The sequence below is a fragment of the Vreelandella sp. F11 genome, from assembly GCF_042466685.1.
Classification (GTDB): Bacteria; Pseudomonadota; Gammaproteobacteria; order Pseudomonadales; family Halomonadaceae; genus Vreelandella.
Map to the genome: position 1 here is coordinate 2,778,391 of NZ_CP170448.1, position 21,586 is coordinate 2,799,976.

A 21,586-nucleotide genomic window follows, 5' to 3' on the forward strand; every position below is an offset into this window, starting at 1 on the left:
ACTGGTTGTAATGCCTTTCAACATTGGCTGAGACCTTCGCTGCTGTGATGTTAACGGGAAGAGTTATCGCCCACCATACCTGATAACTAATTATCAACGGAGCCAAGAATTTATATACCCTAAAAAACATTTACTTCATATTAGGTATTTACGACCAGTCTAGGCCAGGTTTTCAGCCACCGCTTGCTATATATGCGGGTCTCAAAATCTGCTCGCTTTGGCCTTTTGGGATTTAATGTGATGGTATAGTCAAACAGTGGCTTAACACCAAAGGGAGCTACAATAATGACTTCCCCATCAGCAGCCATTGAAGCACCTACGGCAGTCTCTACTTCAACCCAGAAACTCATGGCATCTTCAGTTGAAGTATACGGACAGTCCATATTCCGCTCGTGCATTCTTGCCTGGTTCTTCACCGACCACGGGAGCTTCGAAGCTGCTCTTAACTCGCCTTCAATTTCCCGATCACGAGAATCGTTCATATCTTGTTGATCGAAGTAAATTAAATCAATGTCGTTTAGCGGCGTACTCGATGAAAAGTCATGTAGCTTGTCCCACACTAAATTTCTAACGAATCCAGCGGCGAGGCACCAACCCGGCAGTTTCTGAGCAGCCGCTATAGTAAGCGCCTCCATCCGCGCCGAATCATTCGTCAGCCAATGTTTGACCACCGCTTCATGATCCATCTAAATACCTAACTCATGCGTTTATTTATAGCTACGAAGCCACGAAAAACCGACCAAACAAAATGCTAAGCCTTCTTTATCCCCTGTTATTGATCAGATTCATGGTTGATACCATCACTAACCGGCAAATCATCCAAGTCGAAGGGATTAATACCTTCCAAACACCCGACATTGAATCCATACACATCAGGGTTCGAGCGCGTTTGGTGATGGGTGTAGATACCGCAGTTCGAGCAGAAGTAGTGCTTTGCGACGCCCGAATTGAACTGGTATAGCTTTAAATGCTCAGCGCCGAGGAGAACGCGAAGGCCGCTCAACGGCACATAGGCCATAACAGCACCTTTGCGCCTGCAAATAGAGCAGTTACACCGTTTCGGGTCGATAAGCCCTTCAGGCAAATCAAGCTCGAGCTCCACTATGCCGCAGTGACACGTCGCCCTGTGCTTAGGTTGAATTTTAACCTCGCCCACTTGCTTGATCACAAACCTTCTCCCCTGTGCCGATCCTCGCTGGGCTTTATCGGCCTCAACGTTTGATAAAAGCAGCTACCAGCAGTGGGAGCAGCTCAATGAAAAGATCAAGTGTGGCGAAGAAGCTGAAAATTCAACGATGGCTCCAATTCTTTTGATCTCGCTGAAGCCAAAGTTATGAACTCAGGACTCAGTGCTTGTGCTAGAAGCATCCTGATTTGGCCGCAATTGAAGCTGGATACCGAGCAAAAAATTGCGCAGCACCTGATCTTTGCACTCGCGATAATTCTTATGGCTCGGCTTGCGGAAAAAAGCACTTAATTCATGGTTACTTAGGTTGAAGCCAGCCAGTTCAAACGCTGCCAGAATATCGTCAGCCTTTAGATTCAGCGCGATGCGCAGCTTCTGGAACACCATGTTGTTGTTCAGCTGCGATTCTGGCACGGGCTGCGGGCCTTCACGCTTGCCACGCTTAAAGCTAATAAAGCCGTTCAAAAACGCTGCCAACTCTCTGTTCTTCATCGTCACAAAGGCGTCGTCATCATCCTTTTTCAGCCAGGCAGTGACCTGCTCTTGAGCCACACTTACCTCTGCCAAGGCGAAGATATCCACAATGGTGCTGTCTTTTAAGTCGAAGGTGTAACGTATGCGGCGAAAAATATCGTTATTGGTCAAAATAGTATCCCTAGTCTTAGGCAAACCCAGCACAATTAGATTTCATGTGCATCTGCGTCTATCGTGAATAGTCGGAAAATCAGCAACCTAACAAGCCTAGCCTGCCGTCAGCTTCTCAAGCAGTTCATCAATTTCTTCTTTAAGCTCGCCATCTTCAATCTTGTTGGCAGTGATTTGGGCATTTTTAAGATTGCTGATCGCCGCGTCGGTCTGGCCTAGCTCAACTTGCAGCTTTGCCATAGAGAACGCTATCGATGACATATGGTCTGTGGAATTAATCGCGACGGCTTTCTCAAAGGCTTTTTCGTAGACAGCCAGCGCCTCATCTAGCTCTTCAGTAAAATCAGCCAGGGTTTCCCACTGCTCTGGGTGATCTTTATCGCTGTTTTCGTTCTCGGTGCAGATCGCTTCCAACTGCGCATAGAGCGCATCGAAAGCCTCTCTATCCTCTTTATCGGCAGCCTTCATGAGTTTTTCAGCGAGTTCGTAAACCGCCTTGTATATTTTGGTGTTAATCATCAATAACAGCCTTTTATCTACTGAAAATAAACCATGAAAATTAATAAATAAGTCAGTACATTTATTTATTTGGCGATATACGATTTTAAGGTAGATCTCGAAGTCTGCTTGAAGCAGCTTCCCAATCAAGACCATGCCATTATAGCCCAGCATGATGCCCTTTCGGATGGTCATTTTTCCGCTTTTGTCCGCAGTGAAATGCCTGATGAGAAGATTATGACTCAGGCAGGCGCAATAGTAGCCCGGCCAGTCGCTGCTTCTGTGCTTGGATCGCTTCTGTTAGAAAATCCTTTAGAGCATGAATCTTCACCACGCCTCTCAGGTCAGGGTGCATCAAAAACCACAGACCATATTCAAGCTCAGGGATAGGGTCGCTAAGTTGGATAATGTCCGGATCTTCATCCGCCAAGTAACATGGCAGCACAGCCAACCCCATGCGAGAGCGAACAGCGCTAAATATGTTAACCAAGGTATCAACACGGTAGACACAGGCCGCTTTTAGTTCATGCGTCTCCATCCACCGGTCTAGTGCTGAATCCTGTAGCCGAGGCCCGGCGCCAATCCAAGGCTGCTTTGCAAGGGTATCAGTGGATGCCCCTGGAGATAAACCAAGACTGCGATGTCCGTAGATAGCTTGACCAATCGTGGCCAGCTGTCGCCCAATCAGGTTCTCAGGCGGAAGATTGGAGGGGCGGATAGCAACGTCGGCCTCCCTACGCGTCAGGTTGAACAATTGATTAGAAACGGCAACGTCCAGCACGATGGCTGGATACTCAACGCGAAATTGCGTAAACAGGGGCGCTAGCAATCCCATCAGCAACGAGTCCGTTGTGGTGGCATAAATTTCCCCACTCGGTTCCAAATCCCGCCCGGCAACTTTACGTTCGGCGGCAAGAGCGGCCTCATCCATAATCTTAGCCGTCTCGGCCAGCTGCTCTCCTGCCAGCGTGGGCTGGTAACCAGTACGGCTTCTTTCAAAAAGCGTAACCCCCAAGCGTTGCTCAACTTCTCCCAGCCGCCGGAAAACAGTTGCATGACTGACCGCCAGGGCACGCGATGCCCCAGAAAGAGAGCCTGCGTTCGCAATGGCAAGGATAATTTCAAAGTCGTTCCATGCCAGATGACTACGTGTTTTCTGGGTAGCGGTAGAGGCTCCCTCACGCGCCCTCACTGTTCGTTTTTGCAAAGTCTTTACTCATATTTATGGAATATCTTGCATAATGAAACAATACTAGCATGTCCCTAACGCACCGAAATAACCAGAGCGCCCTGATACCCAGGGCGGCGTTATGGAAGTCATAGACATGATGAATTCAAAAGAAGAGCAATACGTTAATGGCGTCAATTCGTTCACTCGCCAGAATAACGAAGACGCGGGAAAAAAGATCATCGGCGATCCGGTGGGCATCCCAATTAGGTACCAAGATGGGCTGGGGGGCATCGACACTGAACAAGTGCGGCGAGATCAGCGGCAAGCGAAGCGAGAGTTTATCCGGGCTATTCTCAAATACCTGCGACGCCAGCACTGAAAATAGCAGCACCCCCGACTCATTATGGCGAGCGCCCCATCCATTTAGGATCAGTTCATAGCCAATTCTTGGCGATCCGATCACCCACTAATTATCTGAAGTTGATGCCCCAGTGTTACCAGGTCGCTTACTCACAACAGACTAAACTCATTCCCGCTGCAATGCCTGTTTAAGCGACTCCAGACTATCGGGGCCACCGGCCAGCCGAACGCAGCTATTGGATTCTTGCGCCCACAAGGCGGATGAAGAAAAATGGAGATGCACAGCCACTTGAGCAACCGCCATCTCATCCAGCAAACCGGCTGGAACCCATATTAAATCGGTGTCTCTCAACCTGTTGGGCACCGGGCTACCGCAGCCTGAACAGAAGTCACTCCGATAGCCGGTTGGCTTTTGAAAAGAGCAGATGTTCGACTGACCTGAAATCCAGTGAAAGCACTTGCCTTCCACAAAAGTGGCAGCGTTAGCGTTAGACCCAGTCGCTTTGCGACACAAGGAGCAGTGACACTGGTAGAGGTTTGGTAACTCACCCTCAATTTCAAACATCACCGCTCCACAGAGACACTCACCTTTCATCGAACACTCCTGAGTATACAATACCAAGCCAAACCCGCTGATTCGCCGCTGTTAACCGTAATACTCCATAACCAACTCTGGATGACCAGTTCGTTCATCAATCTGCTCCCCCAATGAAATAAATCCATGCTTCTTATAAAAATGGATACTTGGATCGTTCTCACGGTAGACCGTCAATTGCAAACACTCCCTTCTGCTCTTAGCATCATCAATCAGCGCTGTGCCCACGCCCTTACCCTGCAAGCTTGGCGCCACAAAAACAGCAGCCAAGGTATTTTCATACAGGCTATAAAACCCAGCTATTTGAGCCCCAGACTCAAATACAAAGGTCTCCGAGGCGGGGAGATAGACATCACGCATTTCGCTAACTTTCGACTTCCAAAATGCTGATTCGATAAAGGCATGTGCTTTGATCGATGCTGAAAGCCAGATATCCAAAATCTGATCCATATCCGCTTCCCGATATTGGCGAATCATCAAGATATTCCTTACTGATGGTCAACTGAGCCAAAGGCACTATTGAGAATCGTTTGATAAGTATTTTCTCTCCAGTACAGAGCGAAGCAAATCAGGAATCCAATCAGGTTTGAAGAGAGAGGCTTCGTTTTCGAGTAGCTCGTCCAAGCTCCACCATTTCCACGTTTGAATCGTACTCTTTTCCTCATCAGTCCACTTTGCAGCAAATACCTCTCTGTTGGCAGGCCATTTAACCAAGAAGTACTGCTCAAGCCAACGTGCTGGCACCGACCGTGCAACGGCATAAACGTCATCTCGTTCTGTTAACATTTCATCAACGTCCTGTATTAAGCCTGTTTCCTCATATAACTCGCGTTTCGCAGCCTCGACGTAGCTTTCACATGGCTTCAGTTCACCGCCAACGGTTGCCCAAAATGGCGCCTGATGCTCATCTTTATATAAAAACAGTAGCAAGCGCCCATTTTCATCAATAATCATTAAGCGCGATGATTTTCTTGTCTCCACTTTTAGCACTCCATTCCTTCTTTCAATATTCATCAGATCTAGGAAGAGACATACTAAAGCTAAGTCATCCAAGTCTATGGCGACTCCCCACTGTTAAAAACTTCTTAATCACCAAGGTTCGCTTTGTAAAACTACCTCTCCAACTGGGGCCAAGTCACCACGATGCATAAACTCGAAGGTAGAAAGCACTTTCTCACCTTGCTGCAGAAAATAAACGGCACCAGAATGCCGCTGATAACCATGTCTTGCGTAATAAGAAACTAGCCGAGACGGGCAAAAAAGAGTAAATACTTCAGCTCCAAAATGGTTGCTCGCCTGATGATGAACTTCGTTAAACAGTAGAGCTGGAATGCCTTGCCCCTGATATTCTGGCCTCACAACAACCTCGCCAATACCAATCACTAAACGAGGCACAGCATCGATGAGGACTTCAAAGCTATCAAAGCCAATGTGGCCAATAGGGTTCTTCTCCTCCGAGTAGACGATGCTATGCCAGGAAACAGGCGACCACTCTTTACCACGCCCTTCCTCAGGAAAAACCTGCACCTTCCATTGGGTTAAGTAGCGCCACTCGCCTTCCAATATCCCTTTTTTGGTTTCAATTCTCACTGAAAGCTCCTGTGGTTTTACTGCTAACGCATTATATTATATTATTCTAATTAAGAGTAAATCTACCCCCTTCATCTAATAAGCAGTCTACCGAATGAGCGGCAAGCCCAGCCTACGCACCCAGCTGTCTTGTTGGCCCAAGCCTGCTTTGACCACAGTTCACCGGTGACAACGGCGTCAAGGTTATCAGCCACATGAGCAAAATGGGGCAGCCCAATTCTGTGGCCCTTCAGATCACGGTTCTCCCCTTCGCCATGATCGCTTAGCGCCATGCACAGGTGAACTTGGGTGCTAGCTACTAACAGAGGATTCGGCTACGAGGGTGGGTAGTGTGGCTCCCTAAGTGTCCGATCTTTCAACCGTTAAACCGATTTCCTGTCCATACGAAATTTCTAAGACATGGCCATCTGGATCATTTATAAAGGCCCAATAGCATACCGGATAGCCGCTATCCGTCGCCTCCCGGGACAATATGCCTTCGCGCCTAGCTTGGTCACATAAATCATCTACTTCACGCTTGCTTTTACAACCAACACCCAGGTGGGCAAAAGGCCCTAATATAGGAACCGGATTACTGTTTTGTACTAGCACTAATACAAATGGGCGTGATTTATCCGACAACCAAACGACCCGCTTATCAATTTCCTTATCTGTTCGCTCATGAATGACAGACATGTGGGCGTAGCGCTGATAAAAATCAATACTCTGATCTAAGTTACTTGCTGATAATGCGATGTGAGTAAAGCCGACATCTATTTTCATTGTCAAACCCCAAATTTTTAGTTTTACAAAAGAGGCTTCCTGGCTCGTTATTGCTTAAATACCTCTACTCATCAAGAGCATGCTGTGCTGACTTGATTACCAACCCTGCAGTTACCTATCTCCCCTACGTTGCTGTTTGCTGATTATCACGGTTTAAATTCCGTTCAGCCGGTATATCACTCAGATACTCGACAAACTCCACTTCAAACCCGGCCGGATCGACAAAGTAGACATTTTTACGAAACGGCTCTGTTGCTCCGGGTTTGGCAACGGCAAAACCCGCGTTATTTAACCTGGCCACAACAGCGTCAAGGTTATCGGTTACATAAGCAAAATGGGCAAGCCCAACGCTATGGCCTTTCAGATCACGGTTCTCCCCTTCGCCGTGATCGCTTAACGCCAAGTAATGTTCATCATCACCAAAGTGCACCCACTTGCGTGGCTTGCCATACCACTCGCCATGGCCTTCATCCCGCACCCGCCAGTGAGGGAATACGGCGCGGTAAAAATCCAGCATGGCATCCATATCAGCTACCACCAGATTAACGTGTTCCAAGTACATAAGAGTCTCCTTGCGTTAAGTGAAATGGCAGGATAAAACCTCAACTTCACTTGAGGTAAAGTGTTTTTTGGGAAAAAATGGCAAAAAAGATTCAGGGGTGAGTGATGGCAGAGGCTATTTGGAGTGTTGGCAAGGTCGCTAAGCGTTGCGGTATTAAGGTCAGTACCCTGCACTTTTACGAGCAGCAAGGTCTGATCCACAGCTGGCGTAATGCGGGCAATCAGCGGCGCTACAAGCCAGAGGTGCTGAGGCGGATTTCAGTGATCAAAGCCGCGCAGAAAGTTGGCGTTAGCCTGGAAGAGATTAAGCAGGCCTTTGAATCGCTGCCCAATAACCGCACCCCGACGGTTGAGGACTGGCAACAGCTTTCAAAAAACTGGCAGCAGATGCTTGATGGTCGTATTGCTTACCTGCAAAAGCTGCGTAATAACCTGGCGGGCTGTATAGGCTGTGGCTGCCTGAGCATGACCAGTTGCCCACTCTATAACCCCGACGATAAACTGGCTGAATCAGGTAGCGGCCCGGTGCTTCTGGATCAGGCAGAACAGAAAGCGAGAGCCCAACAAGCACCACACGCCAGCGCCTAGTCCTTAACAGTCGCCCTCAAGAACAGCTATCAAGCCTTAATCGACAAGAATGAACCACTTGGGCTTGATACGCCCAAAATCACGACGGGTGTTGGTTTTCAAGGCTTTCTTGGAATCCAGCACTACCGTATCCGCTTCATTTCTAACAAACACCACCCAATGCCAGAAAGGCCTACCCTGCTCCATTCGCCACTTGATGGCCAATAGCGCCTTATCTGGCAGGCTTTCCCAAGTGTCGAATGGCGTCTCTGTGGATGCAGCCGTGATACCCAGTGCACGTAAGAGCTTACGGACATACTCGGTGTCTGACCAAAGCGCGGTGTCTTCGGCATAGATACCCAAGGCGTTTGCTGTCTCTTTGGCCTGAGCATAGGTAATGCCCGCAAGCGCCGCGCATGCCGCAATACCGCAGCCGGATATTTCTTCTTGAATGACAGGATTCATTTGGTTGCCAGAGCTCCGTTTGACCACTACTTTAACTGCCTTCATCCGCATATACCCAGCTGCCTTTATAACCGACATATACGGTAGGTTTTGCTGAATCAATCCTACATTTTAGTCGCGCTGTCATCGGCGCGGTTATGGCTCAATGCGAATTGGAGTTCCGTTTGGCACCGCGTGCCAAATCTCTTCCATCTCGACATTAGTAACCGCGATGCAGCCATCGGTCCAGTCCCAACGTTGGACTAGGAGACCCAACCAGCCAAATCCGTTCCTCTGGCCGTGGATCATGATCATCCCCCCAGGCGAAACGTCACGCGCCTCCGCCTGCGCGCGATCATCCTCGTTTGGGTATGAGACATGAAGAGACAGATAAGCCATGCTGTTAGGGTTTCTCCAGTCGAGTACATAGTCGCCTTCCGGTGTCCGTTGATCACCTTCTTCCTGTTTATGTTCGGCCGGGTTACCCCCGAGTGCAATCCCGTACTCACGGTATGGCTCCCCATCCCTTAATAGATAAAGTTTCCGCTCTTCCTTGACCACCAATACCGACTCTGCCTGTGGAAGTTCTTCAGCAAACAATGCTGGCAAGCGGGAATCTGCAAAGTAGACACCCACCCCAAGCGCCAGAACAAGGAACAGGATTGCTAGAAGTCTATATCGCACTTTAACCGCCTTTTGTATAACGTCGTGCGTATTCGCACGAACTTATGGGTGTCGCAGGGGCCACAGGCCCCGAATGCCGCATCTCGTTAGATTCGTACTAATGATGCCCGTCCATCATTAGTACTTTGACTGTCTTCCACTGAACCGCTTCGTTCGCAATAGTGATACGCTGCACTTGTGCTGCTTAGTGAACCGAAAGCTCTTCAAGGCTTAGATGAGTTTAGGCTGCTCGGCGATAGCTAAACCACAGAAATTCCCTATTTATATTGAATTAAATACATTATTTTACTTCTTAACAATGATTCGCCATTCTGCACCATGAAGCTAATTGCACAATTCGAGAAACGAACGGCTGCTTTTACTTTATACTGCCTCATCTTTTATTTTCGACACACCTTACGACCATCTGTCAGGGCACCTTATGCCATTTGCAAAACTAGGCTTATCCACTCCTCTTGTTCAAGCGATCACCGAACTGGGTTACAAAACGCCAACGCCCATCCAGGAACAAGCGATTCCTGCCATTCTTTCGGGTAACGACTTAATCGCCACCGCACAAACAGGCACAGGCAAAACCGCTGCCTTTGTACTGCCTCTGCTAGAACGCTTCAGTACAGCGGGAACGTTACGCGGCAAACGCATACTTGCGCTGATTCTCGTGCCGACCCGTGAGCTAGCGGTTCAGGTCGAAGCCAATGTGGCTCAATACGCTAAACACACGCAGCTAACCTCTATGGCGATGTATGGTGGCGTGGATACCGAGGCTCAAAAAGAGCGCCTAATCAAAGGGGTGGATATTCTGGTCGCCACGCCGGGCAGATTGCTTGATTTGGCTCATCAGCGTGCGCTGCACTTTGATGAACTTAAAGTCATGGTACTGGACGAAGCGGACAGAATGGTCGACATGGGTTTTGGCGACGATATCAAGAAAATCATAGATCGCCTGCCTGAAGACCGTCAGAACCTACTGTTTTCGGCCACAATGACAGACGACGTACGCGCCCTCGCCTACGATTTTTCAGATAGCAAGATGACCGATCTGGCGGCTGAAATATCCATTTCTCCTAACGTCCGCGCCGCCGCTAATGTCCAACAATGGCTAATCACCGTCGACAAAGACACGAAATCCGCCTTGTTGAGCCACTTGATCAACGAACAAAAGTGGGATCAGGCGCTTATTTTTACCGAGAAAAAACACAATGCAGCCAAGCTTGTTGCTCAACTGGAAAAACGCGGCATCACAGCGGATTCCATTCATGGCGATAGAAGCCAAGCAATGCGTGAAAAGATTCTGGATCAGTTCAAATCTGGCGAGCTAAAGTACTTGGTCGCCACGGGGGTTGCCGCTCGTGGTTTGGATATTGGTGAACTGAGTCGTGTGGTGAATTACGACTTGCCTTTTAAACCAGAAGAGTACATCCACCGCATTGGCCGAACCGGCCGCGCGGGTGCCTCTGGTGAAGCCATCTCTTTGGTAGACATGAGTGACTTTAAAAATCTTTGTGCCATTGAAAGACGATTAAAAAGCATTATTGAGCGCAAAGAGATTGCAGGCTTCCCGGTTCGAAAAGCAGTACCCGAGTCAAACTTGAACTTTAAAAAACAAAAGTAATCGTTAATACTTACCAAAGAAGCTCACCTCTTAAAAATCAAAGGTGAGCTTATTTATGATAGACATTTCACGAGGCTGGTAAAAACGTATCTAACAGCTCGGCATTCGTTGGGTATTTATCCAATAACTCAAGTAACTTCTGTGCGCTTTCTACTGGCTTTAGCGTTGTCAAACCTCTACGCAGTGTCCTTACTTTTTCAATATCTTTTGCATCAATCAACAGCTCTTCTCGACGGGTACTGCTTTTGGCAATATCTATCGCAGGGAAGATTCGTTGATTGGCCACATCCCGGGATAACACCAGTTCCATATTGCCCGTGCCCTTGAACTCCTCGAAAATCACCTGATCCATACGGCTTCCCGTATCCACCAGCACGGTGGCCAGAATGGTGAGCGATCCGCCGTTTTCGATCTTTCTCGCGGCGCCAAACAGTTTTCGAGGTATTTCCATCGCGCGGGAATCCAGCCCACCCGACATAGTGCGACCATTGCCCCGCTGCTCGGCATTATGAACGCGCGAGAGTCTGGTGAGCGAATCGATCACAATCATCACATTATGCCCCTCGCCTGCTTGCTTACGCGCCGTTTCAAGAAGCTTATCTGCCATATTTACATGGTGTGTGTAGCTTTCGTCTGAAGACGATGCATGTACTTCTGCCGACACACTGCGCTTAAAATCGGTCACTTCTTCCGGGCGCTCATCAATCAGCAAGGCATACAGCTTTATGTCAGGATGCGCTTCTGCCACGGCCTGACAGATATGTTTTAACATCGTCGTTTTGCCAGAGCCCGGCGGCGCCACAATCAACCCACGCTGCCCCATCCCAATGGGCGTAATCAAGTCCATCGCCCGCACGGTGCGCTGATTAGAACCAGGTTCTAAATAAATGCGTGGGGAAGGATGAATAGCGACGCCATTTAAAAAACGTTTTTCGGGATCATCAGGGAATTGATCTTTAATTTCGTCAGAGGGCTTGGCATCTATCTCTCTTTTCGCCTTCAAACCTAGTGTTTTTCTCGTCATAATATCGATGGATCGCCTTGAATAACTTGAATTAATAGAATACTGAATCTATGAAATAGCTGCATCATAGACAGCCGATTGGTCGCATTGTTGCGATACTTGGCATGGATAACAGTTAAGTCTAATTTGTGCCCAATCAGATGATTAGTCGTTGATCTCCACCATGGCGTTCTGATCGTGGTTATAGGGTTTGAAGCGCAGCATGGTGAACACTCCTCATCTATTTTCTTTGATCCTACCAAAGCGTAGCTGTCTACAGAGTTTTTTCTACAGTCTCAACGCTCAAATCAGGTGTACACAAAAGATACTTGGAATTTTATGTCAAATTTTCAGTTAGTCTTCCAAATCCACTTTCCATTAACAATTGTGAAAGATCCTGTTTGGATAAATTTAATTCTAATGCTCGTTTCAAAGACGTCCTCACGAGTTCTTTCATTTTCAACACGTCATTTTTATTTATTTTTTTACGATCTCCTGTATGCACTAGTGTCGAGCGTTTATCATATAGCTCTCTTGCCACCTTGAATATCTCGCGAGAACTTTCTCAATCTTCACCTAAAAGCACTGCACACCCCCTTGAAACTCTAAGCCGAAGCTCGGTCTTACCATCATTAAGCAAGGCTTCTAAAGAAATCATTAGGGACAGAAACTCAAATTCTATATGAGGCACATGATAAGATTGCTCAAAATTTGATAGAGAAAATTCTAAGTATTTCGGCATTTTACCTATAAGCTGGGATGATAGATATTCATTAACCAACGGAACTTCGTTCTGATTCAGACTAAACAGACGATTTTCACAAAATAGAGTATTTTCCATTGAGCTGAACATTTCCAACTCATCATCTTCATCTGCATAATAAAATTCTATACTTATCCGAATCGACCCCTCTTTAAAAAGTCTTAATTTATTAATTCTATCACCTAAGTATTTCGAAATCTTTCCATGAAATTTATGCTGCATTTCCCAATATGGCATATGCGCTTCAATATCAGCAGGATCCCCTTGAAACTCAGGATAATCATCTAAATTTTTCTTTATTATATAAACATACTCAGGGCGATAATATGACCCTAATGGAACACATCCCCATTCATGATCTAATTTTGACCATACATCCGCAGTTATGAAACTCTCCTCACACATATCTGCAAAATCAACCATGGTCATTTCTTCAATAACAAATCCATCACCAAGGTCAATCCCGAGGATAGAGCTATCTACGTTACCAAGTAAAGCCAGATATTTCATTAATTTACCTTATTGCCATAACGCTCGCATTAAGTCGGTGGTTTGACGACGCAAAGCGGCGGAAAATACGTCTACTGGAGGGTATATTCTGGCAGCTTAGGTATGCATAGCTACCGCTATTTTCTTCTTTATAGATGAGATAACCTTAAGCAAGGTGGCTGGACATAGTACACCGACTAGTCGCGTCGCTTCGGTGCTTTGGAATGGCAATCATCGAAGCCGACAAGTCGAGCTTGTGCTCAATCATTAAGTGCACGTCGTGTTCAAAAATGCCTGGCTGAAGCTGATCTTGGTAGTTGATCACCAACATGGTGTTCTGACCTTAATTCTTAGCTTTGAAGCGCGGCATGCTGAGCACTCTTCGCCTGTTTTCCAGAGCCTACCAAAGCAGCCGTCAGTGGGATTTTACTACACCTCAACGCCATGGTTCAGGCACGTTTGAGGCGGTGCTTGCGTTTTCGAAAGCAAAGGTGCGCCGCGGGTCAAATGTCACCTGCAACAACTTGTTATACGTTTTCGTCAACCCAACTCTCCATGCTTTCCAATAGCTCCGGAACCGGGAGTCTTTCGATGTCTCTTTTGGAAAACCCCCTTGCGGTGAGCGCATCGTAGTTGTCGCCCATGAAAACGTTGAAAGAATCCCAGATGCGGCTAGCTCCATCCGCACCAAGCCCACATGTTGAGCTGAGCCAATTACGAACCTCGACGACAACGTCTTCAGGAATGTTTTGATGATTCGCAACGTCAGAATTCGACAAATCAGAAATTGCTGCTTGGTATTTATATCTTTCCCCAACAAGAATTAGGCATTTCTTTTGCTCGTGTTCCCCGCCTTTGAACAGGCGACACCCAACGTCAATTCCCAGCTCAAACGGCATATTTAGGCGAAATACTTCTCCTTTCTTTGTGGCTTTGATGCGTGAGAGGTCATGTATTGCGTACTTTGACTCTTGTATGAGCTCGAGGATCTTGGCAATGCGAGCTTCTCCGGAGTCTATCCGCTCAGTTGCAATTCTCGGCTTCAACCCGAGATAGATGATGGTGAATAGTAGTGGCCGAAGCAGCGGATAAAAAGGTTCGTCAAATGGGCAGTTAACGAACACGTTTTGATCGAATGCCACCTTAACTATTTCTTATCTCGCGGAGGAAACGGATCGACCCCATAGCTCCGACGTTCTTTGATGGTTCCGTCTTTTCCGTGGACATAAAGTTCACCATGTGTTTTTTTTGCAGCGTCACGTGCATATTTCACAGCATCGGCTTGGCTCTCAAAGACCTTTCCTGCGCGGGTTTTCCCTGCTGTTTTGACGGCCCAACCACCTCTTTGGCGGGGGACGACATGTTTGCCTTTAGTTTTCATGGGGAGGTCACTCCTGACTCATAAAACATATAATAGTGATTATACACCCAACTGTATAACCTCAATGAAAGTGCCTTCGCGTTTATCGATGTTATCTAGCTCGCCACTTTTACGTAACTCATTGTTTTAAAAACCAACATCACAACCACTAGGCAGCATACCCAATATTTGCGTGCCCGCTCGTTTTTCTATATTCATATCACTCTATTCATAAAATTGGCTTAGGTCACGCATTGGGAAGGTAGAATTTGGGAGTGAGTTTTTGATGGAGTGTGAGGCGGAAGAGGAAGACATTTCATAAGCAATTGTTTTCGTTGGCTAATAAAACGCTGATCGTGCCACAAGTTATGCTCATACAACCCGTATTGCGGGCTTTAGTGGCACGGCTAACTGCTTACCTTTAGCCCCATTTCAACAGGCTTCTGTAAGATCCCGACTTCGTCGGGCGATCACTTTGGGTGGCTGATTAAGCGCTGATCGCCCAATAAATTGTGCTCCTACCGTCCCCTCAACGCGGAGTTTGGTGGCACGATGACCCTTCCATGGCACCGTGCACTTCGCTGAGCGGGCGTATTAGGCTTTGAGGACGTAGCGTAGGGTTTCGACGACTTGGTCGGTAGTGGTGCACCATGCCTGGGCCCCCGCATCAACTTCTTTAAGCGGGTGAACGATATCTTCGCTGTGCAGGGTGATGTAGGGCTTGGCTAGTGCGGCGCAGTAGCCTGCGTCGAAGGCGGCGTTCCACTGTTTGTACTGGTCGCCGAAGCGTACAACAACCAGATCCGCCTGCTCGATCATCGTGCGGGTGCGGATTGCATTGACCTTGGAGGACTGGTGGTCGCGCCAGAAGCCATTTTCCGGCTTGCCCAGGTGGTCGCCGGCGGCGTCGGAAGCGGCGTGGTCGGTCACCGGGGCGGTAAACACGATATCCAGGCCTGCGGCCTCGGCGCCGCGTTGGATTTCTTCGCGCCAGTCGGTGTGGATCTCGCCGGAAAGGTAAACGTAAAAGCTCATGGCTAAACCTCAAATATTAGTTTGTCAGTAGCGCCATTTTATGGAAAAACCTTCCATATTCATACCTGAGCTTTGTACGAAAAGTCGGCGAGCGAAGTTCAGGCAAGGCAAAAAACGGCGAAAAAGCGGAGTTTACGGGGTGTAAATGAGCATTTTGAGACGTTTTTTAACGCCGCATGGCCGAGCGCAGGCAGTTTTCGTACTAAGCTAAGGTTTTTTTTCCGGCTTGGCGAGTAGATAAATATCCATAATCCAGCCGTGCTGCTCGCGCAGTTCGGCGCGGCGTTGGATGATCTCGTCGCTGACATCATCTAGCCAGCCTTTGATTAAGCACTGCTTCTCCATGCCCAGGTAGGTGCCCCACCAAATGTAAGTCTCTTCAGGCGGCAGCGTGGTAAAGGCCCCGCCGCTATCCAGCATTACGGCAACCGTGGCGGCATCGCTTGGCCAGCCGCGTTCGCGTAGGCGGCGGCCGGTGGTGATTTGAACTGGCTCGGCGAGGACATTTAGCGGGATTTTATGTTCGGCGGTGAGTACCTGCAGGCTGGTGATGCCTGGCACTACCTCTACCTCAACCGCCCTGCCCGCAGCGCTTAGCCGTTGGGTGATGCGCAGGCTGCTATCAAAAAGCGAGGGGTCGCCCCACACCAGCATGCCGACCCGCCCGCCGTTGGGGAGGTGTTGATCAATTAGCTGGGCCCATACGCTGGCAATGGCCGCGTGCCAGTCGTCTACTGCGCCCAGGTAGTCATTACGGCCATCTCGGCTGGGTAGATCGAACTCGACGATGTTGGTGGTCACCGGCGCTTCTAACAGCCGTTCGCATAGTAGGCGGCGCAGGTCGAGCAGGTCTGATTTGGCTTCGCCTTTGCGGGGCAGCAGGATCACGTCAGCATTGTTCAGGGCGCGCACCGCCGCCAGGGTGACGTGATCAAGGTTGCCGGTGCCGATACCAATCAGTGACAGCGTGATCATGGTTCGCTCTTATCAGTGGGTGTGGCAAAGGGCGAATCCGCCGACTGGGGGCGAAAGCGACGGTCGTAGCCTACGGCGTAGAGGCTGCTCTCCTGGAAGTCTTCGCTCTCCAGCACTGGCCCCACCAGGATTAGCGCGGTGCGCTGCATGGAGTCATCGATCAGCCCTTCTATGCTGGCGAGCCGCCCCCGCACTACCCGCTCATCGGGCCAGCTTGCCCGCCATACAATCGCCACCGGGCAATGCTCGCCGTAGTAAGGCGTCAGGCTTTCCACTACCTGGGCGAGATTATGGATGGAGAGGTGAATCGCCAGCGTGGCCCCGGTGCGGGCAAAGTTGGCCAGCGTCTCTTCGCTGGGCATGGCGCTGGCCCGCCCCGGCGTGCGGGTAAGCACCACCGACTGGGCCACGCCGGGTAGCGTTAGCTCCTGGCCTAGGGTCGCCGCCGCTGCGGCAAAGGATGGCACGCCGGGGGTAATGCTGTAGGGGATAGCCAGCTCGCGCAGGCGGCGCAGCTGCTCGCCCATGGCCGACCATACCGAGAGGTCCCCCGAGTGTAGTCTGGCGACGTCTAGGCCTTCAGCGTGGGCGGTTTGAATCTCGTGAACGATCTCGTCTAGCGAGAGCGGCGCGGTGTTGATCACACTGGCCCCTGGCGGGCAGTGTTCCAGAATCTGCTCCGGCACTAATGAGCCTGCATAGAGGCACACCGGGCAGGCGGCGATTAAGTCGCGCCCGCGTAGGGTAAGTAGATCCGGCGCGCCGGGGCCTGCGCCAATAAAGTGTACTGTCATTGCGTCATTCCTCTAGGGCCTTCTGCCACCGCAATAGTCGCCTGCCTATCCGCTGATATAAGCCGTGGGCCAAGCAGCGTTGCCCCTGGCCCTGCCGCCAGTAGCGCCACGGCTTCGGCGACGCTGCCCGTACCACGTGCCTGCATACTGCGAGCCGAGTGGGTGAGCGTTACCACTGTAGGCAGTTCGGCGTCCGCCACGGCGATAACTTCAAGGCTGCGCAGTCGGCCCAGCTGTTGAACTAACGGCAGCATGGAGTGGGCCGCCGCCAGCCGGTCGATGGCGCCATGCTGCTCAATCAGATGATCCAGCGCTTGAGCAAGAGACGCCAGCGGCGCTTCGCTGCGAAAGCCAAACCCCGCTACTTTTAGCTTCTGCCCGTTCATCGCGCGCTCTATTGGTTTATCGTAAACACCGTTCATCGAACGCCTCGCCACTGCACAATCGGGTAGCTGGCTTTCCAGCCCCGTCGAGTGCCGATGGGGACAGCGTTAGCCAGTTCAAGGCGCTGCAATTCGCCGCCCGCCTGCTGATGCCAGTGAGCCAGCAGCGCTTCGGATTCCAGGGTGACCGCATTGGCGACGATGCGCACGCCTTTGGGTAGGCGCTGCCATAAGGCGTCTAACAGCGCTTGGGATAACCCGCCGCCGATAAACACCGCATCCGGCAGCGGAGCCTCGTTTAGCAACTCAACTGCGCTGCCCTCTTTGACCTCCAGCCAGTCAACGCCCAGGTTGGTTGCGTTAGCTCGTGCCCTGGCTGCCCGTTCAGGGTGGCGCTCAAAGCCGATAGCCTGATTATCCCCATGGGTAAGCAGCCACTCAATGGCGATAGAGCCTGAACCGGTGCCGATATCCCATAGCCGCTCGCCGGGCATGGGTGCCAGCGCCGCCAGGGTAATGGCGCGAATGGTCTGTTTGGTGATCTGGCCGTCGTGGTCAAAAAAGCGATCCGGCAGACCGGGGGTAAGCGGTAAGGCGCGGCCGGGGCCTGCGACGTCCAGCGCTACCGCAACCGGGTGGGCGATATCGTCGGGTAAGGCAGTATCTATGCGTAGGGTGCGAATACGCTCATTGGCACCGCCTAGTGATTCCAGCAGCGTTAGCTGGGAGTCGCCAAAGCCGAAGCTCTTCATCAGCGCCGCTAACTCGGCCACCGCCTCGCCGTCTCTCATCAGCACCAGTAAACGCCTGCCCGCATGGAGATAGGGGCGGATACGCGTTAGCGGTTTGGCGTGAAGGCCCAGGCAGGTGCAGCGCTCCAACGGCCAGCCCAATCGGGAGGCTGCCAGGCTAAAGGTGGAGGGTGATGGCAGCGCCTGCCACTCCTCTGCCGCTAGGTGGCGTGACAGGGAAGTGCCCGCTCCAAACCAGAAGGGGTCGCCGGAGACCAGCATAACGACTCGGCGGCCGCGCTGATCTAACAGCATGGGAATGCCCTCGGCAAAGGGCACCGGCCATTCATGCATCTCAGTGTTCAGGTCAGCGTTCAGGTGTGGCAGCAGGCGTAAGTGGCGGCGTGCACCGAATACCACCTGGGCATTTTCCAGCGCCTGGCGGCTTGCCGGGCTTAGTCCCATTATGCCACTCTCCCCCCAGCCTAATAGCGTCAGCCAGGGAACCTGACCCACTGGAGCGTGAGAAATTTCAGCCATGATCAAAATCCTAATTCTTGGGGGAACCACTGAAGCCAGCGCCCTGGCCGACGCTATCGCGAAGCGCGGCCTTCCCGCTATTTTCAGCTATGCCGGGCGGGTAAGCTCGCCAAAACCCCAGCCATTGCCCACCCGCATTGGCGGTTTTGGCGGCGTAAGTGGGCTTATTGCTTTTTTAGCCCAGGAGCACATTACCCATATTGTTGATGCCACCCACCCTTTTGCTGCGCAGATGAGTACTAACGTCGTCGCCGCTGCAGCCCAGTGCGGCGTTAAGGCCATTGCCTTTACCCGGCCTGCCTGGCGACCTGTTGTTGGCGACCAGTGGCAGAGCGTGGCAAGTGTCGACGAGGCGGTTAGCGCCCTGGCTGGCCCGCCCCAGCGTGTACTGCTCGCTATTGGCCGCATGCATCTGGCTGCCTTTGCCGCCCAGACCCAGCACCATTACGTGCTACGCCTGGTTGATCAGCCTGACCGCCCGCTTTCGCTTGCTGATTATACCGCCGTGATCGATAGAGGCCCCTTTACCCTGGAGGGCGACATGGCCCTGCTGGAGACCCAGCGGATTGAGCGTATCGTATGTAAAAACTCCGGCGGCGAAGGCGCGGCCTCCAAACTCACCGCTGCCCGTAGGCTCGGCCTGCCTGTGGTGATGATCGAGCGGCCTCAACTGCCATCTCGCCTTGAAGCTCATACTGTTGACGAGGTAATGAGCTGGCTCGGCGACAACTCTTAATCCGCAGAGCGGGGCGTATACACCAGCGGTACCCCTACTTCCCTTTCTATTAAGCGCGTCTGCTGAGAACCAATAATCACCAGGGTGCGCATATCGGCCATCTCCGGCGTTGCCTCGCCTAGGGTGGTGACGCGAATCGACTCCTCCGGGGTGGAAACCGCCCGGGCGAAGATGATCAATCGATCCGGGCCGCAGGCTTCCCGCAGTACCTCCAGGGTTCGCGCAAAGCCCTCGGGCCGCGCCTTGGAGCGGGGGTTATAAAACGCCATGGCGAAGTCAGCCTCGGCGGCCAGGCGCAGGCGTTTTTCAATCAGCGCCCAGGGCTTGAGGTTGTCGGATAGATTGATACAGCAGAAGTCGTGGCCTAGCGGCGCGCCAACGCTGGCACTGGCCGCCAGCATGGCGGAAATGCCCGGCAGTACCTGGATATCCAGCGTGCGCCACTGAGCATCGCCGGTTTCCAAGGCCTCAAACACCGCCGCCGCCATGGCAAAGACGCCGGGGTCGCCGGAAGACACCACCACTACCCGGTGGCCCTCAAGCGCCAGCTGTAGCGCGTGCTCTGCCCGGCGAATCTCTTCGCGATTGTCTGAGCCGTGGCGAATTAACCCGGCTCTAGGCGCGACCCGATTAACGTAGGGCACGTAGCCCACCACATCGGTGGCATCCCGCAGCGCAGCCGTGACTTCGGGGGTGATCATCGCTTCTGACCCCGGCCCCAGGCCGACGATTTTCAGCCAGCCGCTCATGGGCGCCGTCCGTTGCCGTGAATCAGTACAATCGAGAAGTACGGCACGCTCTCACCCACTTCTCTCAAGGGCAGAACTCGCTGTTGGGTCATGGCGGCGTACTCGATTAGCCAGGCTTGCTCTTCACGGCCCGCGTGCACCAGCGCCCGGCGCAGTTTGGCCAGGTTGCGGCCAATTTTCATTACCACCAGCGCGTCGGTTTGGGCGATGCGCTCAGCCAATGCCTCTTCCGGTAACGTGGCCATCAGCACGGTCATGATGTCATCACCCCAGGTAATCGGCTGGCCGGTGGCCGTCCAGGCCGCCGACATACCGGTAATCCCCGGCACCACCGAGACCGGCACGCGGTTCAGTAGCCGCGTGTAGAGGTGCATAAAGGAGCCGTAGAAAAACGGGTCGCCTTCGCACAGCACCACCACATCGCAACCGGCCTCGGCCATCTCGATCAGTTGGGCCACGCTGCGCTCATAGAAAGCTGATAGCAGTTCATTGTAGCGGGGGTCGTCAAAGGGGATTTCCGTGGTGACCGGGTACTCCATGGGCAGCTCGGTTGCATCTGGTGCAATCAAGCCCTCCACGATGGTGCGGGCATGGCCGCAGCGACCCTTCTTACGAAAATAGGCCACGTGGCTGGCGCCGCGAATCAAGCGGTCGGCGCGCACGCTCATTAAGTCCTGGCAGCCTGGCCCTAAGCCAACCCCGTAAATCGTCCCTTGGGTCATTCGATACGATCCGCCATGGCGTTAATAGCCGCTACCGTTACCGCGCTGCCACCCAGGCGGCCGCGCACGATACAGCTGGGGAGTTCAGTAGCCGCCAACAGCGCTTCTTTGGATTCCGCTGCGCCCACAAAGCCTACCGGGCAGCCGATAATCGCTGCGGGGCGTGGGCAGTCTGGATCTTCGAGTATATTGAGTAGATGGAAAAGCGCGGTAGGCGCGTTGCCAATGGCGACCACGGCGCCTTGAAGATGGGGGCGCCACAGTTCCAGCGCCGCCGCCGAGCGGGTATTGGCCATTTCCTGAGCGAGCGTGGGGGTGCGCTCATCGTTAAGGGTGCAGATGACCTGGTTATCCGCGGGCAGCCGCTTGCGGGTGATGCCTTCGGAGACCATCCGCGCATCGCATAGAATCGGTGCGCCCTGCTCCAAAGCGGCGCGGGCTTTGTTGACCACGTCGTTTTGAAAGTGAATATGCGCGGCCAGTTCCACCAACCCGGCGGCGTGAATCATGCGCACTGCAACGGTTTCTTCTTCCGCTGAAAAGCGGGCAAGCTCCGCCTCGCTGCGGATAATGGCAAATGACTGCCGGTAAATCGCCGGGCCGCTTGTTTCATACTTATAGGGCACCCAAA

At 51.7% G+C, this 21,586-nt stretch carries 29 protein-coding genes; 3 read left to right on the forward strand and 26 right to left on the reverse strand.

Annotated features, from left to right (window positions below; genetic code table 11):
- Positions 1-140: 140 nt before the first annotated feature.
- From ACFIOZ_RS12735 to ACFIOZ_RS12790, 12 genes are all read right to left on the reverse strand, one after another.
- Entirely contained in the window at positions 141-686 is a 546-nt protein-coding gene (locus tag ACFIOZ_RS12735) for a nucleotidyltransferase family protein (RefSeq protein WP_386078227.1), read from the reverse strand.
- A gap of 86 nt (positions 687-772) precedes the next feature.
- On the reverse strand, positions 773-1,168 hold the full coding sequence (locus tag ACFIOZ_RS12740; RefSeq protein WP_386078229.1) for a GFA family protein: 396 nt from the start codon (positions 1,166-1,168) through the stop codon (positions 773-775).
- 171 nt (positions 1,169-1,339) lie between these two features.
- Positions 1,340-1,831, reverse strand: a complete 492-nt coding sequence (locus ACFIOZ_RS12745; RefSeq protein WP_386078232.1) for a DUF1456 family protein — start codon at positions 1,829-1,831, stop codon at positions 1,340-1,342.
- A 96-nt stretch (positions 1,832-1,927) separates the two neighbouring features.
- Positions 1,928-2,350, reverse strand: coding sequence for a tetratricopeptide repeat protein (locus ACFIOZ_RS12750; protein ID WP_386084072.1), 423 nt, complete (start codon positions 2,348-2,350; stop codon positions 1,928-1,930).
- A 214-nt stretch (positions 2,351-2,564) separates the two neighbouring features.
- Positions 2,565-3,536, reverse strand: coding sequence for a LysR family transcriptional regulator (locus ACFIOZ_RS12755; protein ID WP_386078235.1), 972 nt, complete (start codon positions 3,534-3,536; stop codon positions 2,565-2,567).
- 127 nt (positions 3,537-3,663) lie between these two features.
- Positions 3,664-3,891: a hypothetical protein gene (locus tag ACFIOZ_RS12760; protein ID WP_386078238.1), complete on the reverse strand. Its 228-nt coding sequence runs from the start codon at positions 3,889-3,891 to the stop codon at positions 3,664-3,666.
- Between the two features lie 135 nt (positions 3,892-4,026).
- Positions 4,027-4,455: a GFA family protein gene (locus ACFIOZ_RS12765; RefSeq protein WP_386078241.1), complete on the reverse strand. Its 429-nt coding sequence runs from the start codon at positions 4,453-4,455 to the stop codon at positions 4,027-4,029.
- A 51-nt stretch (positions 4,456-4,506) separates the two neighbouring features.
- A complete protein-coding gene (locus ACFIOZ_RS12770) occupies positions 4,507-4,932 on the reverse strand; it encodes an N-acetyltransferase (protein ID WP_386078244.1) in 426 nt (141 codons plus the stop codon).
- Positions 4,933-4,971: 39 nt separating this feature from the next.
- Positions 4,972-5,508: an NUDIX hydrolase gene (locus ACFIOZ_RS12775; RefSeq protein ID WP_386078246.1), complete on the reverse strand. Its 537-nt coding sequence runs from the start codon at positions 5,506-5,508 to the stop codon at positions 4,972-4,974.
- A 36-nt stretch (positions 5,509-5,544) separates the two neighbouring features.
- Entirely contained in the window at positions 5,545-6,045 is a 501-nt protein-coding gene (locus ACFIOZ_RS12780) for a GNAT family N-acetyltransferase (RefSeq protein ID WP_386078249.1), read from the reverse strand.
- Positions 6,046-6,384: 339 nt separating this feature from the next.
- Positions 6,385-6,807: a VOC family protein gene (locus ACFIOZ_RS12785; protein WP_386078252.1), complete on the reverse strand. Its 423-nt coding sequence runs from the start codon at positions 6,805-6,807 to the stop codon at positions 6,385-6,387.
- 124 nt (positions 6,808-6,931) lie between these two features.
- On the reverse strand, positions 6,932-7,369 hold the full coding sequence (locus tag ACFIOZ_RS12790; RefSeq protein WP_386078254.1) for a VOC family protein: 438 nt from the start codon (positions 7,367-7,369) through the stop codon (positions 6,932-6,934).
- A gap of 104 nt (positions 7,370-7,473) precedes the next feature.
- On the opposite strand from ACFIOZ_RS12790, the gene soxR reads away from it, so the two are divergent.
- Positions 7,474-7,956, forward strand: coding sequence for a redox-sensitive transcriptional activator SoxR (gene soxR / locus ACFIOZ_RS12795; protein WP_386078257.1), 483 nt, complete (start codon positions 7,474-7,476; stop codon positions 7,954-7,956).
- A 36-nt stretch (positions 7,957-7,992) separates the two neighbouring features.
- On the opposite strand, the gene ACFIOZ_RS12800 is transcribed toward soxR, so the two are convergent.
- The gene (locus ACFIOZ_RS12800; RefSeq protein ID WP_386078260.1) at positions 7,993-8,400 is read right to left on the reverse strand and encodes a hypothetical protein; all 408 of its coding nucleotides are present in this window, start codon (positions 8,398-8,400) and stop codon (positions 7,993-7,995) included.
- Positions 8,401-8,535: 135 nt separating this feature from the next.
- On the reverse strand, positions 8,536-9,063 hold the full coding sequence (locus tag ACFIOZ_RS12805; RefSeq protein ID WP_386078263.1) for a L,D-transpeptidase family protein: 528 nt from the start codon (positions 9,061-9,063) through the stop codon (positions 8,536-8,538).
- Between the two features lie 421 nt (positions 9,064-9,484).
- On the opposite strand from ACFIOZ_RS12805, the gene ACFIOZ_RS12810 reads away from it, so the two are divergent.
- Positions 9,485-10,675: a DEAD/DEAH box helicase gene (locus ACFIOZ_RS12810; protein WP_386084074.1), complete on the forward strand. Its 1,191-nt coding sequence runs from the start codon at positions 9,485-9,487 to the stop codon at positions 10,673-10,675.
- 67 nt (positions 10,676-10,742) lie between these two features.
- Here the strand turns inward: ACFIOZ_RS12810 and rho are convergent, their stop codons facing one another.
- The 9 genes from rho to cbiE form a co-directional block, all read right to left on the reverse strand.
- A complete protein-coding gene (gene rho, locus ACFIOZ_RS12815) occupies positions 10,743-11,699 on the reverse strand; it encodes a transcription termination factor Rho (protein ID WP_386078266.1) in 957 nt (318 codons plus the stop codon).
- Between the two features lie 544 nt (positions 11,700-12,243).
- Positions 12,244-12,951, reverse strand: coding sequence for a hypothetical protein (locus ACFIOZ_RS12820; protein WP_386078268.1), 708 nt, complete (start codon positions 12,949-12,951; stop codon positions 12,244-12,246).
- Between the two features lie 506 nt (positions 12,952-13,457).
- Positions 13,458-14,072: a hypothetical protein gene (locus tag ACFIOZ_RS12825; RefSeq protein WP_386078270.1), complete on the reverse strand. Its 615-nt coding sequence runs from the start codon at positions 14,070-14,072 to the stop codon at positions 13,458-13,460.
- A 5-nt stretch (positions 14,073-14,077) separates the two neighbouring features.
- Positions 14,078-14,311, reverse strand: coding sequence for a DUF2188 domain-containing protein (locus tag ACFIOZ_RS12830; protein ID WP_386078273.1), 234 nt, complete (start codon positions 14,309-14,311; stop codon positions 14,078-14,080).
- Between the two features lie 573 nt (positions 14,312-14,884).
- Positions 14,885-15,325, reverse strand: a complete 441-nt coding sequence (locus ACFIOZ_RS12835; protein ID WP_022523082.1) for a YtoQ family protein — start codon at positions 15,323-15,325, stop codon at positions 14,885-14,887.
- 207 nt (positions 15,326-15,532) lie between these two features.
- Positions 15,533-16,300: a precorrin-6A synthase (deacetylating) gene (gene cobF, locus ACFIOZ_RS12840; protein ID WP_386078276.1), complete on the reverse strand. Its 768-nt coding sequence runs from the start codon at positions 16,298-16,300 to the stop codon at positions 15,533-15,535.
- The gene (gene cobM, locus ACFIOZ_RS12845) at positions 16,297-17,094 is read right to left on the reverse strand and encodes a precorrin-4 C(11)-methyltransferase (RefSeq protein ID WP_386078279.1); all 798 of its coding nucleotides are present in this window, start codon (positions 17,092-17,094) and stop codon (positions 16,297-16,299) included. The genes cobF and cobM overlap by 4 nt, the downstream gene beginning before the upstream one ends.
- Entirely contained in the window at positions 17,091-17,480 is a 390-nt protein-coding gene (locus tag ACFIOZ_RS12850) for a cobalamin biosynthesis protein (protein WP_386078281.1), read from the reverse strand. The genes cobM and ACFIOZ_RS12850 overlap by 4 nt, the downstream gene beginning before the upstream one ends.
- A 32-nt stretch (positions 17,481-17,512) precedes the next feature.
- On the reverse strand, positions 17,513-18,748 hold the full coding sequence (gene cbiE / locus ACFIOZ_RS12855; RefSeq protein ID WP_386078284.1) for a precorrin-6y C5,15-methyltransferase (decarboxylating) subunit CbiE: 1,236 nt from the start codon (positions 18,746-18,748) through the stop codon (positions 17,513-17,515).
- Between cbiE and ACFIOZ_RS12860 the strand changes: the two genes are divergently transcribed.
- Positions 18,747-19,484 (forward strand): cobalt-precorrin-6A reductase, encoded by a 738-nt coding sequence (locus ACFIOZ_RS12860; protein ID WP_386078287.1) that lies wholly within the window; start codon positions 18,747-18,749, stop codon positions 19,482-19,484. The two genes, cbiE and ACFIOZ_RS12860, sit on opposite strands and share 2 nt — an antisense overlap.
- Here ACFIOZ_RS12860 and cobJ read toward each other — a convergent pair.
- Genes cobJ through ACFIOZ_RS12875 form a run of 3 tightly spaced genes read right to left on the reverse strand, consistent with a single transcriptional unit; the run spans position 19,481 to position 21,581 of the window.
- Positions 19,481-20,233 carry a precorrin-3B C(17)-methyltransferase gene (cobJ, locus tag ACFIOZ_RS12865; protein ID WP_386078289.1) on the reverse strand — a complete coding sequence of 251 codons (753 nt, stop codon included), beginning with the start codon at positions 20,231-20,233 and terminating at the stop codon, positions 19,481-19,483. The two genes, ACFIOZ_RS12860 and cobJ, sit on opposite strands and share 4 nt — an antisense overlap.
- Positions 20,230-20,955 (reverse strand): precorrin-2 C(20)-methyltransferase, encoded by a 726-nt coding sequence (locus ACFIOZ_RS12870; RefSeq protein ID WP_386078292.1) that lies wholly within the window; start codon positions 20,953-20,955, stop codon positions 20,230-20,232. Before ACFIOZ_RS12870 ends, cobJ begins: the two co-directional genes overlap by 4 nt.
- A complete protein-coding gene (locus ACFIOZ_RS12875) occupies positions 20,952-21,581 on the reverse strand; it encodes a precorrin-8X methylmutase (protein ID WP_386078294.1) in 630 nt (209 codons plus the stop codon). Before ACFIOZ_RS12875 ends, ACFIOZ_RS12870 begins: the two co-directional genes overlap by 4 nt.
- Positions 21,582-21,586: the final 5 nt, after the last annotated feature.